Genomic DNA, 17,753 nt, shown 5'->3' with positions numbered 1-17,753 from the left:
CATGTCCGGGCCCGTTCCGTGTGCCGTCAGGCGCATGTGCGAATGAAAGTGCCCACTCGACCGTTCGTGGGTCGAGTGGGCACTTTCACCCGGATGCACGTTCCCACTCGACCTTCGTCCAGGTGGGGCGGCGGGTGAAAGTGCCCACTCGACGCCGGCTCGGGTCAGTGGCCGAGGAGGGTCCGCACGCGGTCGGCGCCGACGGCGAGGAGCAGAGTCGGCAGACGCGGCCCGGTGTCCTTGCTGACGAGCAGCCGGTACACGAGGGCGAAGAACGCGCGCTGGGCGGCTGACAGCTCGGGGTCCTTGACCTTGGCCTCGGGGTCGATGCCGCGCTGGATCTTCGGCACGCCGTAGACGAGGTGGGTCAGCCCGTCGAGAGACCAGTGGTCGTCCAGCCCGTCGACGAGCAGGCGCAGCGAGTCGCGCTGCTGCTCGTCGAGCGAGCCGAGCAGCTCGGTGTCGGGGGCGGTGCGCACGACGGTGCGGTCCTCGGCCGGCACGTAGCCGAGCATCCACCGCTCGGCGCAGTCGAGCCGCGGGCGCAGGTCGTCCGTCGACTCGACCGGGTTGTCGGGGTCGAGGTCGGACAGGATGCGGACCGCCTGGTCCTCGTCGCCCTGCGTCACGTCGATGACCGACGCGATGGTGCGGAACGGCATCGGACGTGGCGTGGCCGGCAGGGTGGCCGTCGCAGTCGACGTCGCGCGCAGGTGCGCGGCGAGGTCACCGGACTGGGCCGTACCGTCGGCGACCTTCCGGCCCAGGGCGTCCCACTCGTCGTAGAGACGCTGCAGCTCGGGACCGAAGGCGACGTCGAAGCTCTGGTTGGGTCGGCGTCGCGCGTAGATCCACCGCAGCACTGGCGCCTCCATGACCTCGAGGGCGTCGTTCGGGATCGGCACGCCACCCTTGCTCGAGCTCATCTTGGCCATGCCCGCGATGCCGACGAAGGCGTACATCGGGCCGACGGGACGCTCCCAGCCGAAGATCGGCGCGAGGTCCTTGCCGACGACGAAGCTCGACCCCGGGCTCTGGTGGTCGACGCCGGACGGCTCGAACATGACGTGCTCGTGGGCCCACCGCATCGGCCAGTCGACCTTCCACACGAGCTTGCCGTTCGTGAAGGTGTCGAGGTCGACGGTCTCGGTGTGGCCGCACTTCGTGCAGTCGTAGGTCAGCTCGTGGCTGTCGTCGTCGTAGGCCGTGACCGTGGTGAAGTCGGTGCCACACACGGTGCAGAACGGCTTGTACGGGAAGTAGCCGGCCTTGCCCTCGCTGCCGTCGTCCTCCAGGGCGGCGCCCGAGCCGCGTTCGGCCTCGGTCGCGGCGGCGGCCTGCTCCTCGGTGAGCGTCGCGGCCTTGCCGCCGCCCTTGCCGCCGCCCTTGCCGCCCTTGCCCTTGCCGGTCGTCTTCCGGCGCGCGGCCTCGACGGCCTCGAGCGTGCGGTACTGGTCGAGCACCTTGTCGATGGCGGTGCGCTCGCGCATCGCGAGGAGCACCGGCTCGCGGTAGACGCCCGCGCGGTACTGCTCGGTCTGGCTGATCTCGCGCACCTCGATGCCCGTCGCCGCCATGGCCTCGAGCAGCGGCGCCTTGAAGTGGTCGGCCCAGCTGGCGTGCGGCGACCCGGCGGGCGGCGGCACCGAGGTCAGCGGCATACCGATGTACCGCTCCCAGGAGTCGTCGACGCCGGCGAGGTTCTTCGGCACGCGACGGAAGCGGTCGAAGTCGTCCCAGCTGAGGAGGTGCTCGCACGGGATGCCGCGCCGTTTGATCTCGTCGGCCACGAGGTGCGGCGTGATGAGCTCGCGGAAGTTGCCGAGGTGGATCGGGCCGGACGGGCTGATGCCCGACGCGCACACGATGGTCTCGCCGGGGTTGCGCTCCTGCGCCTCCGCGACCACCTCGTCGGCCAGACGGGTGACCCAGTCGAGCGGGGCGACCAGTTCAGACATGGATGTCCTTCTTCTCCAAACGCTGTCGTATGCCGTGTGCCTCGTGACGCCCTTGACGTCCGTGACGCCGCGATGGCGTCAGCTGGCGACGGCGGGCTTGAGCGGGAAGCGCTCGATGATCTCGTCGCGCCCCGGGCCGACACCGATCGCCGACACGCGCGCCCCGATGAGCTCCTCGACGCGCAGCACGTAGGCCTGGGCGTTGGGGGGCAGGTCCTCGAACCGGCGGCAGTGGGTGATGTCCTCCCACCAGCCGGGCAGCTCCTCGTAGATCGGCTTCGCGTGGTGGAAGTCCGTCTGGTTGACCGGCATCTCGTCGTGTCGGACGCCGTCGACGTCGTAGGCGACGCAGATCGGCACCTTGTCGAGGCCGGTGAGGATGTCGAGCTTGGTGATGACGAAGTCGGTGACCCCGTTGATGCGCTGGGCGTAGCGGCCGATGACGACGTCGAGCCACCCACACCGGCGGGGACGTCCCGTGGTCACGCCGAACTCTGCACCGGTCTTGCGGAGGAACTCACCCATGTCGTCGTGCAGCTCGGTCGGGAACGGGCCCTCACCCACGCGCGTCGTGTAGGCCTTGAGGATGGCGATGACCGAGTCGATGCGCGTCGGCGGGACGCCGGACCCGGTGCACGCACCGGCCGCGACCGCATTGCTCGACGTGACGTAGGGGTAGGTGCCGTGGTCGACGTCGAGGAGCGTGGCCTGACCGGCCTCGAAGAGCACGGTCTCGCCCCGGTCGAGGGCGCGACCCAGCTCGAGCGCCGTGTCGGTGACCATGGGAGCGAGGCGGGCGGCATACGACAGGAGCTCGGCGACCACCTCGTCGACGTCGGCGGCACGCGTGTTGTAGATCTTGGCCAGGACCTGGTTCTTGACGGAGAGGGCCGCCTCGACCTTCTGCCGCAGGATGCCCTCGTCGTAGAGGTCCTGGACGCGGATGCCGATGCGGTTCATCTTGTCGGCGTAGGTCGGCCCGATGCCGCGGCCGGTGGTGCCGATGCGGCGGCTGCCCAGGAAGCGCTCGGTCACCTTGTCGAGCGTCCGGTTGTACGGCGGGATGATGTGCGCGTTGGCGCTGACCTGCAGCTTGCTCGTGTCGACGCCACGGGCCTCGAGGCCATCGAGCTCCTCGAAGAGGACGGAGATGTCGATGACGACGCCGTTGCCGATGACCGGGACACAGTTCGGACTGAGGATGCCGGACGGCAGCAGGTGCAGCGCGTACTTCTCGCGCTTGCCGTTCTTCTCGATGACGACGGTGTGGCCGGCGTTGTTGCCGCCGTTGAACTTGACGACGTAGTCGACGCTGCTGCCCAGCAGGTCGGTCGCCTTGCCCTTGCCCTCGTCACCCCACTGCGCTCCGACGAGCACGATTGCCGGCATCGGTCTGCCTTCCGGTTGTGGTCCAAGCCAAACGCAAGGTTATCGGTTCGAGACCCCTGCCCCAGACCGCGCCCAGTGGTGGGTAGCGGGCGACTTTCCTCGAACCCGCGAGCGCGCTTCGTTCGGGCGACATCTCGCCGGAACGAACCGAAGGCGACCCATCGACGCGCGGTCGCGGGAGCCGTCAGGCAGGACGTCGAGCGCGGTGGGCCCGCTGAAGCGCCGCGTCGACGAGCGCACGCACGCGCTCCGGATGCCGCAGGTCACCCCAGGTGAGCCGTACGACCTCCCACCCGAGCGAGCGTATGCGGTCCTCCCGCTGCTTCTCGTCCCAGAGGTCCTTCTCGCTGCGGTACTTCAGCCGTCCGTCGAACTCGACGAGCACGCGCGTCCCCACGATTCCGAAGTCGGCCCGGTAGCCAAGGCCGCCCGGAGTCCAGGTGCCCGTGTCCGGCACCGCGTACTGCGGGACGGCACGGTAGCCAAGCTGCCGGAGCACCCACGCAGTGACGGTTTCCCCTGCGGACTCGTGCCTCGCGTCACACAGCGGCAGCGCGGCACGCACTCGGCTGATGCCGGGCCGGCGGCCGAGGACGTCGGCGCCGAGCTGGAGCGCATCGGCGCTGACGAGCCCTCGACCCAACGCTGCGTCAGCCGGCACGAGGAACGAGCACGGGTGCCTCAGTCCGGCGAGGGCGACAGCCACGGCGGGATGGACCGTGTGCGACGTGCCTGGCAGGCGATGGGCGTCCGGATGTTCGAGGGCCGGACGGACGATGAGGCCAGGCTTGGCGTGTGCCTTGCCTGTTGGACGGGTCCGCATGAGGTGCGCCACCGCCCAGTCCGGCTCGTAGGTGGGCAGACCCAGCAGGAGCAGGGCCGACGCGTCACTGGCGACCGCGACCCCGGCGTACTGCTGCAGCAGCGCGGCCAGCCGCAGTCGGTGGTGATCCTCGTCGTCGGCCGGCGCGCGGGTCGAGAACCACCCGTGGTGGAGGCGGTGGCAGCGTCCAGCACGCAGCAACGCGCGCAGCTCCGCCTGGTCGATCCCAGCCGCGCGGGCGCGGGACAGGGGGAACACGTCGTCGCGGGCGATCAGGGTGAGGTCCATGCCGTGACAGTTCCGCGACAGAGTCCCGTCCGGAAAGGCACCGGCGGCCGGCTGTGGACGGCCGGCCCCCGCGATTCGGGGATGGGGACAACGGCTCAAGCGGCTGACCCCGGTTCGATCGGGCGATATGTCGCGGGATCGAACCGGGGTCACCGGATCGGGTCGAGCCTGTCGGTCAGAAGCCGAGCTCGCGCGCGGCTTCGGGGCTCGAGTCGCGGAGGAACTGGGCGCAGCGCGCCTCCTCGTCGGTCTCGCCGATCGCGCGCGCGGCGCGGGCGAGCGCGGCGAGCGCGCGCAGGAACCCACGGTTGGGCTCGTGCGACCACGGCACCGGGCCCTGGCCGCGCCAGCCCGACTTGCGCAGCGCGTCGAGGGCGCGGTGGTAGCCGGTGCGGGCATACGCGTACGCCTCGACGTCGCGGTCACCCTCGGCGAGAGCGTCCTCGGCGAGCACCGCCCACGCGAGCGAGCTCGACGGGTGGGTGGAGGCGACCGTCACCGGGTCGACCCCGGAGTCGAGCTTCTCGGCGGCAGGGTCGACGGCGAGCCGCGTCTCCGGGATGCCGAGCAGGTTGTCGCTCACTGGTGCGTGCCCGCCGACCGCAGCGCCGTGCAGGCCTCGACGATGCGCGCGGCCATGCCGGCCTCGCCGGCCTTGCCCCACGCACGCGGGTCGTACTGCTTCTTGTTGCCGACCTCGCCGTCGACCTTGAGCACGCCCGCGTAGCCGGAGATCATCCAGTCGGCGATCGGCCGCGTGAAGGCGTACTGCGTGTCGGTGTCGACGTTCATCTTGATGACACCGAAGTCGACGGCCGCCGAGATCTCCTCGGGCAGCGAGCCCGAGCCGCCGTGGAAGACGAGGTCGAAGGGGCGCGCGTCCTCCGACAGGCCGAGCTCCTTGGCGGCCGCCTTCTGCGCCTCGAGGAGCACCTCCGGGCGCAGCTTGACGTTGCCGGGCTTGTAGACGCCGTGGACGTTGCCGAACGTGAGCGCCGTCAGGTAGCGGCCGTTCTCACCGGCGCCGAGGGCCTGGACCGTCGCGATGGCGTCCTCGGGCGTCGAGTAGAGCTTGTCGTTGATCTCGTGGGCGACGCCGTCCTCCTCGCCGCCGACGACGCCGACCTCGATCTCGAGGACGACGTTGGCCTGCTTGGCGAGGTCGAGCAGCTCGCGCGCGAGCGAGAGGTTCTCGTCGAGCGGCACGGCCGAGCCGTCCCACATGTGCGACTGGAACCAGGGGTTGCCGCCGGCCTTCACGCGCTCGGTCGACGCGGCGAGGAGCGGGCGGACGAAGCCGTCGAGCTTGTCCTTCGGGCAGTGGTCGGTGTGCAGCGCGATGTTGACGGGGTAGTTCTTCGCGACCTCCTCGGCGTAGGCCGCGAAGGCGAGCGAGCCGCTCACCATGTTCTTGATGTTCGGGCCGGAGAGGTACTCGGCGCCGCCGGTCGAGACCTGGATGATGCCGTCGGAGCCCGCGTCGGCGAAGCCCTGGAGGGCCGCGTTGAGCGTCTGCGAGCTCGACACGTTGATGGCGGGGTACGCGAAGGAGCCAGCCTTCGCGCGGTCGAGCATGTCGGCATACACCTCGGGGGTGGCGATGGGCATTGCTACTCCTGCTGTTGAGTGATCTGGTTCACGATCCGCCGTGAATCCTGCCACGTATGCCGCCACCTGCCCACGGGTGCCCACCCACCGGTGAGCGTCCGCTCAGCGGCTCGTCGGGCGTCAGGCGCGCGGGTCGAAGACGTACGGCGTCGTCGTCGCGACCCGGTGCAGGCCGAGTCGGCGCAGGATCGGCTCGGAGTCGGGCGAGGCGTCGACGCGGACGTAGTCCTTGCCGCGCTCGAGCCCGAGCCTGGCACGGTGGAGCAGCGTGGCCCGGTAGAGGCCCCTGCCGCGCCAGCCGGCCAGGGTTGACCCGCCCCAGAGACCGGTGAAGCCGCTCGAGTCGTACTCGCCACGCGCCGCGCAGAGCACCGGCCCGTCGCGCGACTCCTCGATGACGACGACGTCCATGGACTCGGGGCGGGCGACCCAGTCCGGGTAGAGCGACTCGGTGACCCAGGCCTGGGACTCGCCCCAGACGGTTTCGGACATCGTGCGCATCCGGGCGAAGTCGGCGAAGTCGTCGGCCGCGCGGACGACGAGCCCGTCGGGCAGGTCGATGTCCTGGGCCGCGAGCGGCGCCGCCTCGCCGAGGATGAGCGCCTCGTCGTCCTGGCGCACGAAGCCGGCCGCGACGAGTCGGCCGCCGAGGTCGGCGGGGCCGTCGTAGTCGTACGTCTTCCACTCGACGCGCTGGCCGCGGTCGGCGAAGAAGTCGCGGACGCGGGCGATGAGCCCGTCGGGGTCGTCGCCGAGGCCGTCGGGACTCTCGACCATCGCGAAGTGGCCTGTGGGGTCGACGTCGTACTGCTTGCGAACCGGGCCGTCGAGCTCGATGGGTCGCGCGGCAGTCCCGAGCGGCACGGGCGCGCGCGTCTGGTCGTGGAAGACGCGCAGCAGCTCCTCCGGTGTGAGGCTCGACATGAGGTCGGAGCTCGCCTGTCCACCATCGCTCTGGAACGAACTGGGGTTCACAGGCACCAGCCAAGCATGGTCGAATCCGTCTCGTCATGCGCGTTTCCCCTCACCGCACCTCGTCCCGCGACCCCGGTCGGTCATCGGGTCCCCTCAGCGAGCGCGCAGCCGCTGCGCTGGCCGATGCCCGGCCGGTGCCGTTCTGGACCGACCGCGCGGAGCGGCCTGAACCGCGTCCGCGCCTCACCGGGACCACGGCCCGCACCGAGCTGCTCGTGGTCGGCGGCGGGTTCACCGGCCTGTGGGCCGCCATCCAGGCCAAGGAGGCCGACCCCGCCCGCGACGTCGTCGTCATCGAGGCCGGGAGGCTCGCCGACGGGGCGTCCGGGCGCAACGGCGGGTTCGTGGCCCCGTCGCTCACGCACGGTCTCGCGCAGGGCGTGGTGTGCTGGCCCGACGAGATGGAGACGCTCGACCGGCTCGCGGCGGAGAACTTCACCGGCATCGAGAAGACGCTGACGGCATACGGCATCGACGCCGACTTCCACGTGCCGGGCGAGCTGACTCTGGCGCTGACCCGGCTCCAGGTGCCGGCGGTGCGCGAGTCGTACGAGCTCCACCGCCGCCACGGCGTCCCGGTCGAGCTGCTCGACTCCGCCGGGTCGCGGGCGCGGGTGGACTCGCCCCGCTACCTGGCCGGGATGTACGACCCCGAGGTCGCACTCGTCGACCCCGCGCGGCTGGTCTGGGGCCTCGCGCGGGCGGCCGAGTCGCTCGGCGTCAGACTCCACGAGCACACGCGCGCAACGGCGTTCGACTCCGACGGTGCCGGCGTGCGGGTCTCCCTCGACGGTGGAGCGATCCGCGCCGACCGCGTCGTCATCGGCACGAACGCCTCGCGAGGCGTGCTCCGCCGCTTCAACGCGTGGGTGCTCCCCGTCTACGACCACGTCCTCATGACCGAGCCGCTGACCCCCGCCCAGCTCGCGTCGATCGGTTGGCGAGGACGCGAGGGACTGACCGATGCGGCCAACCAGTTCCATTACTACAGAAGGACGCTCGACGACCGGGTGCTCTTCGGTGGCTACGACGCGAACTACCACTTCCCCGGGCGCATCGACCCCAGGTTCGAGCAGTCGGACGCCTCGCACGGGCTGCTGGCCGACCACTTCGCCGACATCTTCCCGCAGCTCGACGGCATCCGTTTCACGCATCGCTGGGCCGGCGTCATCGACGCCACGTCACGCTTCACGCCGGTCTTCGGCACCGCGCTCGGCGGCCGCATGGCGTATGCCGTCGGCTACACGGGGCTTGGCGTCGCCTCGACCCGGTTCGGTGCGGCGGTCGCACTCGACCTCGTCGATGGACGAGACACGGAGCTGACGCGTCTGGGGATGGTGCGTCGCAAGCCGATCCCGTTCCCGCCAGAGCCGATTCGGTATGCCGCCGTGCGGGCCACGCGCTCGTCGCTGGCTGCCGAGGACCGGACCGGCCGCCGCAACCTGTGGCTGCGGACCCTCGACCGGATCGGCATCGGCTTCGACTCCTGACCGCTGGTGCAAAGTGCCCACTCGACGTTGGGGAGATGGGTTGAGACCACCGAACCGGGTCGAGTGGGCACTTTGCACCCGCGCGTGGGGGCGACGTCAGAGGACGACGAGGTCGGTCGGCCTCGTGTTGAACCGCTCGACGCCTTCGGCGGTCACGGCGACGATGTCCTCGATGCGGGCGCCCCACCGACCGGTGAGGTAGACACCGGGCTCGATGCTGAAGGTCATGCCGGGCTCGACGGGCAGATCGTTGCCCGCGACGATGTACGGCTCCTCGTGCCCGTCGAGGCCGATGCCGTGGCCCGTGCGGTGGATGAAGTACTCGGCGAGACCCGCGTCGGCGAGCACGTCACGCGCGGCCCGGTCGATGGCCGCGCACGACACGCCGGGACGGACCGCGTCGACCGCGGCCAGCTGGGCCGCCTGCAGCGCGGCGTACGCCTCCGACACGTCGGGCTCCCTCGGCGACCCGACGGCATACGTCCGGGTGCTGTCGGAGCCGTAGCCCGAGGGCAGCGGGCCGCCGATGTCGACGACGACGACGTCACCGTCCTCGATGACCCGGTCGCTGACGGAGTGGTGCGGGCTCGCGCCGTTGGGCCCGGAGCCGACGATGACGAACTCCGCCGTCGCGTGACCCTCCTCGACGATCGCGGCCGCGATGTCGGCGGCGACCTCGGCCTCGGTGCGGCCCGCCCGGAGCCACTCGCCGACGCGCGCGTGGACGCGGTCTATGGCCGCTCCCGCCGCGCGCAGCTCGGCGAGCTCGGTGGAGTCCTTGCGCATCCGCAGCTCGCGCAGCACGGGGCCTGCAAGCTGCTGGTCCGCCGCCCCCGCGTCGCGCAGCCTGAGCAGGTGCAGCGCGGGCGTCATGTCGGAGACGGCGACACGTCCGCTCGGCACTCCAGCCAGCGCCAGGGCGTAGGGGTCCTCGCCGTCGACCCAGGTGCGTACCTCGACACCGAGGTCGCCGAGCGGCACGTGGCCCAGCCCGGCGTACTCGAGCGCGGGCGAGACGAAGACGGGCGCGACCGCGTCGTCGCTCGGTACGACGAGGGCGGTGAGCCGCTCGAAGGAGGAGCCGGCCACTCCCGTGAGGTAGCGCAGGTCGGACCCCGGCGACACGACGGTCGCCGCGACCCCGGCGTCGACCGCGCGACGACGCAGCCGGTCCAGCCGCGAGCGCATCGTCGAGACGTCGAGGGCGGAGGTGGTGACAGCCATGCGCCGACGGTACCGCCGCCCCGCCGCCCACCCGGCGACTGGCTCCTCCTCCCGGCGGATCCGCCGGGACGCGACCCTGCCTAGGCTGGGCCGCATGTCCCGGGGTCGCACGCTGCTCGAACGCGTCGAGACGTGGGCGGGCGCCGACTCCGAGTGGGAGCGGGTGCCGGGGGATCCGGCACACGCGCGTCGGGTCGACATGTGGATCGCCCTGTGCTTCCTCATCACCGGATCACTCGGCGTCGAGCTGCTACGCAGCATCGACTCGCTCGGCCAGCTACAGGACTCGTGGGCCTGGCCCCACGTCGCGGTCGCGGTCGGGACGATCCCGCTCGTCTGGAGGCGCCGCTGGCCGCTGCTCGTCGCGTCGGGGCTGTCCCTGCACCTGTTCGGCTTCGGCCTGGCGATGCCGGCGGTGGCCGTTTCGGTGCCCATGCAGGTCGTCTACTTCGTGGCCCTCTTCACCGGCGTCGCGTGGGCCCGCGACCGCCGCGCCATGGTCTGGGTCGTCGTCGGGATCGTGCTGCTGATGTTCGGCTGGCTGACGTGGCAGTTCGCCGTCGGCAGCGGGGTCGAGGAGGCGATGAGCCACACCGGCGAGCCGCAGGTCCGGCAGGGTCTCTTCAGCCCCGCCGCGGCCTACGTCGTCTACACGCTGCTCATCAACCTCTTGTACTTCGGTGGGGCGATCCTCGGCGGCCAGGCGGCCTGGCGGGCCGCCCTCCAGCGCGACCGGCTCGCCGAGCAGGCCCGTACCATCGACGAGCAGGCCTCGAGCCTGCAACGGCAGGCCGTCGTCGAGGAGCGGCTGCGCATCGCGCGCGAGCTGCACGACGTCGTCGCGCACCACGTCTCGGTGATCGGCATCCAGGCAGCCGCCGCCCGGCGGGTGCTGCGCCGTGACACCGACGCGGCCGAGGCCGCCCTGCGCTCCGTCGAGACGTCGTCGCGCGAGGCGGTGTCGCAGATGCGCGAGCTGCTCGGCACGCTGCGCACGGGCGAGGAGGCGCCCACCGGCAACGCGCGTTCCCCCGAGCCTCGTCTCACCGACGTGCCGGCGCTGGTCGACCAGGTGGCCACCGCGGACGTACGCGTCGAGTGCACGGTCGTCGAGGACTTCCCCGGTGCCGTCGGCGCCGTCCCGGACGCCCTCGGTCTGTCGCTCTACCGAACCGTGCAGGAGGCGCTGTCCAACGTGCGCCGACACTCGACCGCTTCTGCCGCAAGGGTGTTCGTCCGGGTCGACCGCCGTCCGGAGCCGGGGTTCGCGCACGGCTACGCCGAGGTCGAGGTGCTCGACGACGGCCGACCACGCACCGGCACGTCGGGCACCGGCCTCGGGCTGCTCGGCATCCGCGAGCGCCTCTCCGCCCACGGCGGTGTCAGCGAGATCGGCCCGCGCGTCACGGGCGGCTACCGCGTCCGCGTCCGGATGCCGCTCCCCGAGGACCTGTCGTGACCGGCGCCGGTGCCGCGCGGCCGACGCGCGTCCTGCTCGTCGACGACCACCGTCTCGTGCGCTCGGGCTTCTCGCTCATCCTCTCGGTGGAGGACGACCTGGAGGTCGTCGGCGAGGCCAGCGACGGCGATGAGGCCGTGCGCCTGGCCCGCGAGCTGCGGCCCGACGTCGTCCTCATGGACGTGCAGATGCCGGTGTTGGACGGCATCGAGGCGACCCGACGCATCGTGGCCGACGGGCTGTCGAAGGTCGTCATCCTCACCACCTTCGACCGCGACGACTACGTCTTCGCGGGGCTCTCCGCCGGGGCGAGCGGCTTCCTGCTCAAGAACTCCGACGCCGAGCACCTCGTCGAGGCGGTGCGCACCGTGGCCGACGGCCACGCCCTCCTGGCGCCGCAGGTGACCCGGCGCGTCATCGAGCAGATGACGTCGCGCGGCGGCACCGAAGCACCGGTCGCCTCACACCGGGACGCTCGCCTCGACGACCTCACGCCCCGCGAGCTCGAGGTGCTCGGGCTCGTCGGCCGCGGCCTGTCGAACGGCGAGGTCGCCTCGCGTCTCCACCTCGGCGAGGCCACGGTCAAGACGCACCTGTCCAACGTCTTCGCCAAGCTGCACCTGCGCGACCGCGTCCAGGCAGTCGTGCTCGCCTACGAGGCGGGCCTCATCCTCCCGGGGGAGACCCGGGGTCACCCGTCGGGCTGATCCCCCGAACATGGGGTTCCGCCTAGCGTTGCCGCCATGAGCGACAACGGGGAACGACTCACCAGACCACGCGCGACGGCCGACGTCGAGCTGCGCCACCTCACACGGACGTTCGGCGACATCCGGGCCGTCGACGACGTCAGCTTCACCGTCCCGGCGGGCCTGCTCACGGGCTTCGTCGGCGGCAACGGGGCGGGCAAGACGACGACGATGCGGATGCTCATGGGGGTCCTGTCCCCCACGGCCGGCGAGGTGCTCTGGGACGGCCGGCCCATCACGCGGCTCGACCGGCGGCGCTTCGGCTACATGCCGGAGGAGCGCGGCCTCTACCCCAAGCAGCCGGTGCTCGACCAGCTCGTCTACCTCGGTCGGCTCCGGGGCCTCGGCGCCTCGGCCGCGCGGGCCTCGGTGACCACCCACCTCGAGCGGCTCGGCCTCGCCGAGCGCGCCAAGGACCACGTCGAGAAGCTCTCGCTCGGCAACCAGCAACGCGTCCAGATCATCGCCGCGCTCATGGGCCGACCGCGCGCGCTGGTGCTCGACGAGCCGTTCAGCGGGCTCGACCCGGCAGCCGTCGACAGCATGGCCGACCTGCTGCGCGAGCACACCTCGCGTGGCGTGCCGGTGCTCTTCTCGTCCCACCAGCTCGACCTGGTCGAGCGGCTCTGCGAGCGCCTCGTCGTGCTCGCCCGCGGCCGGATCGTCGCTGCGGGCTCACCCGACGACCTCCGCGCCCACTCCGTGACGCGGCACCGCCTCGTCCTGTCGGGCGACGCCGGCTGGGTCCGTGGTGTGCCCGGCATCCACGCCGTCGACGTCGAGGGCCGGACCGCACTGCTCGAGGTCGTCGAGCACGGCGCCGAACGCGGGCTCCTCGAGGAGGCCCTGCGGCGCGGCGAGGTCCACGAGCTCTCGCCACAGCGGCCGAGCCTGGCCCAGATCTACCGGGAGGTGACGGCATGACCACCATCCAGCGGCGCCCCCTCGACGACATGACCGCCGACGACGCCGACGCGTTCGGGGACGCCGGTCGGCCGTGGGTCGTCGTGGCCGCGCGCGAGGTCGTCGTGCGCCTGACGAACCGCGCCTTCCTCGTCTCGACGCTCATCACGGTCCTGTTCATCGCCGGGTTCAGCGCCTTCTCGGTGTGGGAGAGCGGCCGCACGACGACCTACACCGTCGCCGTGCAGGGGGCCGACGGCAGGCAGCTCGTCGAGCGCGCCGCGTCCGCGGTCACGGAGTCGGACGACAAGGTCGCGATCGAGACCACGCAGGTGACCGGCGAGGCCGCGGCACGCGCCCTCGTGGATGCCGGCGACGCGGACGCGTGGCTGCACGAGGGGACGTCGGGCTGGGTGCTGACGTCGGCCGACGACCCGGACCGGGTGCTGCGGACGGCCGTCGAGGGGGCCCTGCGCGGCACCGCCCTCGAGCGCAACGCCGCAGCGGCAGGCGCCACCGTCGAGGCGCTCGAGCAGGGAACCACCCTGACCGCCAACCGGTTCGACGGGCAGCTCGGGCACACCGGCTTCGTCAAGGCCGCGACCTTCGCCTTCGCGCTGCTGTTCTTCATGGCCGCGATGATGTTCGGTCAGCAGATCGCGGCGAGCGTCGTCGAGGAGAAGCAGTCACGGCTCGTCGAGATCATCGCGACCGCGATCTCGCTCCGGCAGCTGCTCGCCGGCAAGGTCGTCGGCAACTCCGTCATCGCCCTCGGCCAGGTCGTCCTCTTCGCCGCCGTCGGCCTCGTCGCGGTCTCGTTCACCGAGTTCTCGACGCTGTTGCCCAGCCTGTCGACGTCGGTCGTGTGGTTCGTGCTCTTCTTCACCGTCGGGTTCTTCGCCCTCGCCTGCCTCTACGCCGTGGCGGGCGCGCTCGCCTCGCGCACCGAGGACCTCCAGTCGACGACGGCACCCATGACGATCGTGCTCATGTTCGTCTACGTGGCGAGCTTCGGTCTCACCGGCACCGCGCTCAAGGTCGCGTCGTTCGTGCCGATCGCCTCGGTCGTGTCGATGCCGGGCCGCATCCTCTCGGGTGACGCAGCCTGGTGGGAGCCGGCGCTCTCGCTCGTGGTCATGGCGGCGTTCTCGGCGGCGACGGTCGTGCTCGGCGAGCGGATCTACCGCCGGTCGCTCCTGCAGACCCGCGGGCGCGTGTCCTGGAGGCAGGCGCTCACCGCGCCGGAGTGACGGTGACCGCCGGCCGCTCGCCCTCCACCGTGACCCGGCGGTAGGGCGAGCACCAGAGGACGACCGCCGAGACCGCGAGCCCGACGACGCCGGCCAGGATCGCGGTGCGGTCGCCCCACGTGGCCGCAGCCCAGCCACCGAGTGGTGCGGCGACGGCGATCGAGCCCCAGTTGAGTGACCGGATGGTCGCGTTCATGCGACCCCTCAGCCGGTCGGGGGTCACGAGGTTGCGGTAGCTCATCTCGAGCGGGCCCTTGAGCCCGAGCCCGAGACCGAAGAGGGCGTTGGCGGCGAGAGGCCACACGACGGCATACGGCCCCGGCTGCGCGAGCAGGAGCAGGGCGTATGCCGCCGGGCTGAGCCACTCCATGGCCGTGATCACACGGCCGGTGCCGAACCGCACCCCCAACCGTGGGGCGAGCCCCGCGCCGAGCACACCCGTGACGCCCGCAGCGGCCAGGACGAGTCCGACCGCGAGGGCGTCGAGCCGCAGCTCGGTCGTGGCGTAGTGGACGAGGACCGTCGTCACCACTGCGTTGGCGAAGAACCACAGGTGGAGCGACACCGCGTACGGACCGAGCGTCGCGTGGCGGTAGACCCAGCGGGCCCCTTCGCGCAGCTCGGTCCACAGGTGGCGGTCGTGCTCATGACCGGTCGCCTCGGGCCTGCGCTCGTCCACCCGGACGGTCGCGAGCACGAGCGCCGACACGGCGTACGACACGGCGTCGACGAGGACCGCCACCGGTGCGGACAGCAGCCGCACGAGGGCCCCGCCGACGAGCGGACCGAGTGACTGCGTCGCCGCATACGTCTGGGAGAGACGGGCGTTCGCCGAGGCGAGTGACGATGCCGGGACGATCGTCGGCAGCAGCGACTGGTGGGCGGCGCTGAAGAACATCGACGCAGACCCGACGACGAAGACGAGCCCGGCGAGCACCGGCACCGTGAGGTGCCCGGTCAGCGCGAGCAGGCCCACCGTCGCGAGGAGTGCCGCGCACACCGCGTCGGCCCCGATGAGCAACGGACGCCGCCGGACCCGGTCGACGACGACGCCCGCGACGAGGCCGAAGAGCAGGTACGGCAGCCACTGCGCGGCGCGCACGACACCGAGCGCCACCTGGTCCGCGTCGAGCGTCTCGATGAGGAGCAGCTGGAGCGCGAGGGTCGAGACGAACGTGCCGAGGTTCGACACGGCATCGGCCACCCAGAAACGGACGAATGCCGCATGCCTGGACACGCCCCCGAGCTCGCCCGTCATGCCTGTGGTCTCCTTACGCGATGCCGACCCATCCTTGACGACTGCCTGCCGAGTCCTGACCAACGCCACGACAACGCCCTGCCACGACCAACCTACGGTTTCGAGCAGTCGCCCGGCCGAACGGGTGACCCGAACCCCGAGGAGCACCATCCATGCAGCTCACGAAGCTCCGGACCCTGTCCGTCGCCCTCGCCGCCACCTTCGCCGCAGGCCTGGCCGCCACAAGCGCCAGCGCCGCCCCGGTCGAGGGTGACGTGCCGACGTTCCAGGAGTTCGCCGCTACCACCTTCGAGGACCTCGACGGGCAGTACATCGTCAACGGAGACGAGCCCGAGGACAGCAAGGGCGACCTGCGTCAGTTCTACGACGCCATGGTCACCGGTCCGCGCCACGTCGACGCCGAGTCGCTCATCATCAACCGGGTCAACGGTCAGGACGACCGCTGGAGCCAGGCCGCCGTCGGCAACCTGACGTACTGCGTCAGCACGAAGTTCGGCGCCGACTACAGCCGCGTCGTGTCCGCGATGGCTGCCGGCGCCGGCCAGTGGGAGGCGGCCTCGTCGGCCGTCGACTTCATCCACGTCTCGACACAGGACGGCAGCTGCACCACCCGCAACAGCTCGGTGGTCTTCTCCGTCGAGCCGACGAAGACGACGCAGTACATCGCCCGCGCCTTCTTCCCGAGCACGTCGAAGTCGGGCCGCAACGTCCTCGTCAACGCGAAGTCGCTCTACAGTGCCGGGTCGTGGACGCCGTCGAACATCATGGCGCACGAGCTCGGCCACACCCTCGGGTTCCGCCACGAGCACACCCGCCCCGAAGCCGGGACGTGCTTCGAGGACAACAACTGGCGTCCGCTGACGCCGTACGACTCGGCGTCGATCATGCACTACCCCCAGTGCAACGGGACGTCCGACGACCTGTCGATGACCGCCTCCGACCGCGCCGGAGTGCAGGCGGTGTACGGCAGCTGACGTGATCAGCAGCTCCCTCTGATCGCGGGTGAGCGGGCCCCGGCCGCCGGATGCGTCGGGGCCCGCTCCATGCCTACGTCCGCGCTGACGTCTGCGCCCACGTCCACGCCCACGTCCACCCCCGGCGGAGGCCGTATGCCGTCAGGCCGGCTGCGGCGTGCGGATGCCGGTGGGCACCGGCTGGGGCGGCGGCGGACCGACGTAGTGCGCGGCCGGCCGGATGATCTTCGGGTCGCGGCTCTGCTCGAGGACGTTGGCGGTCCAGCCGACGACGCGCGCCACGCAGAAGGTCGGGGTGAACATCGACGGGTCGAGACCGGCAAGCTTCATGACGACCCCGGCGTAGAACTCGACGTTGGCGTGCAGCTCGCGACCGGGCTTGAGCTGCGCCAGCGCCTTCTCGATGGCGTCCTCGACACCGGTGGCGAGGACGACGAGCGGGTCGTCCCACCCGCGGGCGACCGCTTTGAGCATCTCGGAACGCGGGTCGCGCGTGCGGTAGACGGCGTGGCCGAAGCCCATGATCCGGTCGCCCGCCTCGATGCGCCCACGCACCCAAGGCTCGGCGCGGTCGAGCGTCCCGATCTCGTCGAGCGACTCGAGGGCCCGGCTCGGTGCGCCGCCATGCTTGGGGCCGGAGAAGGACCCGATGGCGCCGACGAGGCACGCGGCGAGGTCGGCGCCGGTGCTCGCGATGACACGAGCCGTGAACGTCGACGCGTTGAAACCGTGGTCCATCGTCGCGACGAGGTACTGCTCGACGGCCCGGGCGTCTCGCGCCGAGGGCAGCTCGCCGGTCACCATGCGCAGGTAGTCCCCGGCGTGCCGAAGGCCCGGGTCGGCGGAGATCGGCTCGAGGCCCTGGTGCAGGCGGTGGGCCGCGGCGAGGATCGTCGGTGTGACGGCGACGGCCGCCATGGCCGCCGCGCGCGCCTCGTCCGCGTCGGCGTCGTACAGCGGCCGGATGCCGCTGACGCCGCCCCACGCGGACAGCGCCGTGCGCAGGACCTGCAGCGAGTCGGTCGTGGTCGCGCAGATCCCGGGCAGCAGGTCGGCGAGCTCGCGGGGCATGATGCGCAGCCGGCCGACCTCGGCCGTGAAGGCGGCGAGCTCGTCGTCGTCGGGCAGGTGGCCGTGGAAGAGCAGGTGCCACGCCTGCTCGAAGCCGACCTTCTGGGCCAGCTCGACGGCGGAGTACTGCCGGTAGTGGAAGAAGCCTTCGTCGCCTCGGACGTCGCCGAGCTCGGTGTCGGTGACGACGACCTTCGCGAGGCCTTTCGGGACGGTGACGAAGCCCGCGTCGGTCGTGCCGGCGGGTGTCGAGTCTGCGGTGGTGCTGGACATGAGTGCTCCTCTCGGGTTCACTCGTCACTCTCAAACATGTTGATCAACATCGTCAATGTTGATC

General features: G+C 71.5%; 15 protein-coding genes. 6 read left to right on the top strand and 9 right to left on the bottom strand.

Features of this window, described 5'->3' with window-relative positions; translation table 11 throughout:
* Positions 1-164 precede the first annotated feature (164 nt).
* From lysS to ACFQU3_RS18560, 6 genes are all read right to left on the bottom strand, one after another.
* A complete protein-coding gene (gene lysS, locus ACFQU3_RS18585) occupies positions 165-1,958 on the bottom strand; it encodes a lysine--tRNA ligase (RefSeq protein ID WP_385912484.1) in 1,794 nt (597 codons plus the stop codon).
* Between the two features lie 78 nt (positions 1,959-2,036).
* Positions 2,037-3,347, bottom strand: a complete 1,311-nt coding sequence (locus tag ACFQU3_RS18580; RefSeq protein WP_385912482.1) for an adenylosuccinate synthase — start codon at positions 3,345-3,347, stop codon at positions 2,037-2,039.
* A gap of 184 nt (positions 3,348-3,531) precedes the next feature.
* On the bottom strand, positions 3,532-4,458 hold the full coding sequence (locus ACFQU3_RS18575) for a hypothetical protein (RefSeq protein WP_385912481.1): 927 nt from the start codon (positions 4,456-4,458) through the stop codon (positions 3,532-3,534).
* 175 nt (positions 4,459-4,633) lie between these two features.
* The gene (locus ACFQU3_RS18570; RefSeq protein ID WP_385912479.1) at positions 4,634-5,041 is read right to left on the bottom strand and encodes a DUF3151 domain-containing protein; all 408 of its coding nucleotides are present in this window, start codon (positions 5,039-5,041) and stop codon (positions 4,634-4,636) included.
* Positions 5,038-6,066, bottom strand: coding sequence for a class II fructose-bisphosphate aldolase (gene fbaA / locus ACFQU3_RS18565; RefSeq protein ID WP_385912477.1), 1,029 nt, complete (start codon positions 6,064-6,066; stop codon positions 5,038-5,040). Before fbaA ends, ACFQU3_RS18570 begins: the two co-directional genes overlap by 4 nt.
* 120 nt (positions 6,067-6,186) lie before the next feature.
* Positions 6,187-7,041 (bottom strand): GNAT family N-acetyltransferase, encoded by an 855-nt coding sequence (locus tag ACFQU3_RS18560; RefSeq protein WP_385912475.1) that lies wholly within the window; start codon positions 7,039-7,041, stop codon positions 6,187-6,189.
* 35 nt (positions 7,042-7,076) lie between these two features.
* Here ACFQU3_RS18560 and ACFQU3_RS18555 point away from each other — a divergent pair, with 35 nt between their 5' ends.
* Entirely contained in the window at positions 7,077-8,531 is a 1,455-nt protein-coding gene (locus tag ACFQU3_RS18555) for an NAD(P)/FAD-dependent oxidoreductase (RefSeq protein ID WP_385912473.1), read from the top strand.
* A 96-nt stretch (positions 8,532-8,627) separates the two neighbouring features.
* Here the strand turns inward: ACFQU3_RS18555 and ACFQU3_RS18550 are convergent, their stop codons facing one another.
* Positions 8,628-9,755, bottom strand: a complete 1,128-nt coding sequence (locus ACFQU3_RS18550; protein WP_385912471.1) for a M24 family metallopeptidase — start codon at positions 9,753-9,755, stop codon at positions 8,628-8,630.
* A gap of 94 nt (positions 9,756-9,849) precedes the next feature.
* Here ACFQU3_RS18550 and ACFQU3_RS18545 point away from each other — a divergent pair, with 94 nt between their 5' ends.
* The 4 genes from ACFQU3_RS18545 to ACFQU3_RS18530 are packed head-to-tail and all read left to right on the top strand — an operon-like array spanning position 9,850 to position 14,113.
* The gene (locus tag ACFQU3_RS18545) at positions 9,850-11,214 is read left to right on the top strand and encodes a sensor histidine kinase (protein WP_385912469.1); all 1,365 of its coding nucleotides are present in this window, start codon (positions 9,850-9,852) and stop codon (positions 11,212-11,214) included.
* Positions 11,211-11,921, top strand: coding sequence for a response regulator (locus ACFQU3_RS18540; protein WP_385912467.1), 711 nt, complete (start codon positions 11,211-11,213; stop codon positions 11,919-11,921). The genes ACFQU3_RS18545 and ACFQU3_RS18540 overlap by 4 nt, the downstream gene beginning before the upstream one ends.
* Positions 11,922-11,957: 36 nt before the next feature.
* Entirely contained in the window at positions 11,958-12,884 is a 927-nt protein-coding gene (locus ACFQU3_RS18535) for an ABC transporter ATP-binding protein (protein WP_385912465.1), read from the top strand.
* On the top strand, positions 12,881-14,113 hold the full coding sequence (locus ACFQU3_RS18530) for an ABC transporter permease (RefSeq protein ID WP_385912463.1): 1,233 nt from the start codon (positions 12,881-12,883) through the stop codon (positions 14,111-14,113). Before ACFQU3_RS18535 ends, ACFQU3_RS18530 begins: the two co-directional genes overlap by 4 nt.
* On the opposite strand, the gene ACFQU3_RS18525 is transcribed toward ACFQU3_RS18530, so the two are convergent.
* The gene (locus ACFQU3_RS18525; protein ID WP_385912461.1) at positions 14,097-15,371 is read right to left on the bottom strand and encodes an MFS transporter; all 1,275 of its coding nucleotides are present in this window, start codon (positions 15,369-15,371) and stop codon (positions 14,097-14,099) included. The genes ACFQU3_RS18530 and ACFQU3_RS18525 overlap by 17 nt on opposite strands.
* A gap of 152 nt (positions 15,372-15,523) precedes the next feature.
* Here ACFQU3_RS18525 and ACFQU3_RS18520 point away from each other — a divergent pair, with 152 nt between their 5' ends.
* A complete protein-coding gene (locus ACFQU3_RS18520; protein ID WP_385912459.1) occupies positions 15,524-16,345 on the top strand; it encodes a M57 family metalloprotease in 822 nt (273 codons plus the stop codon).
* Between the two features lie 141 nt (positions 16,346-16,486).
* Here ACFQU3_RS18520 and ACFQU3_RS18515 read toward each other — a convergent pair whose 3' ends face one another.
* Positions 16,487-17,689 (bottom strand): citrate/2-methylcitrate synthase, encoded by a 1,203-nt coding sequence (locus ACFQU3_RS18515; protein ID WP_385912457.1) that lies wholly within the window; start codon positions 17,687-17,689, stop codon positions 16,487-16,489.
* Positions 17,690-17,753: the final 64 nt, after the last annotated feature.

The sequence above is a fragment of the Terrabacter sp. GCM10028922 genome, assembly GCF_042666095.1.
Classification (GTDB): Bacteria; Actinomycetota; Actinomycetes; order Actinomycetales; family Dermatophilaceae; genus Terrabacter.
The sequence above is the reverse complement of the archived record's forward strand: the minus strand, read 5'-3'. Positions and strand labels throughout refer to the sequence as shown.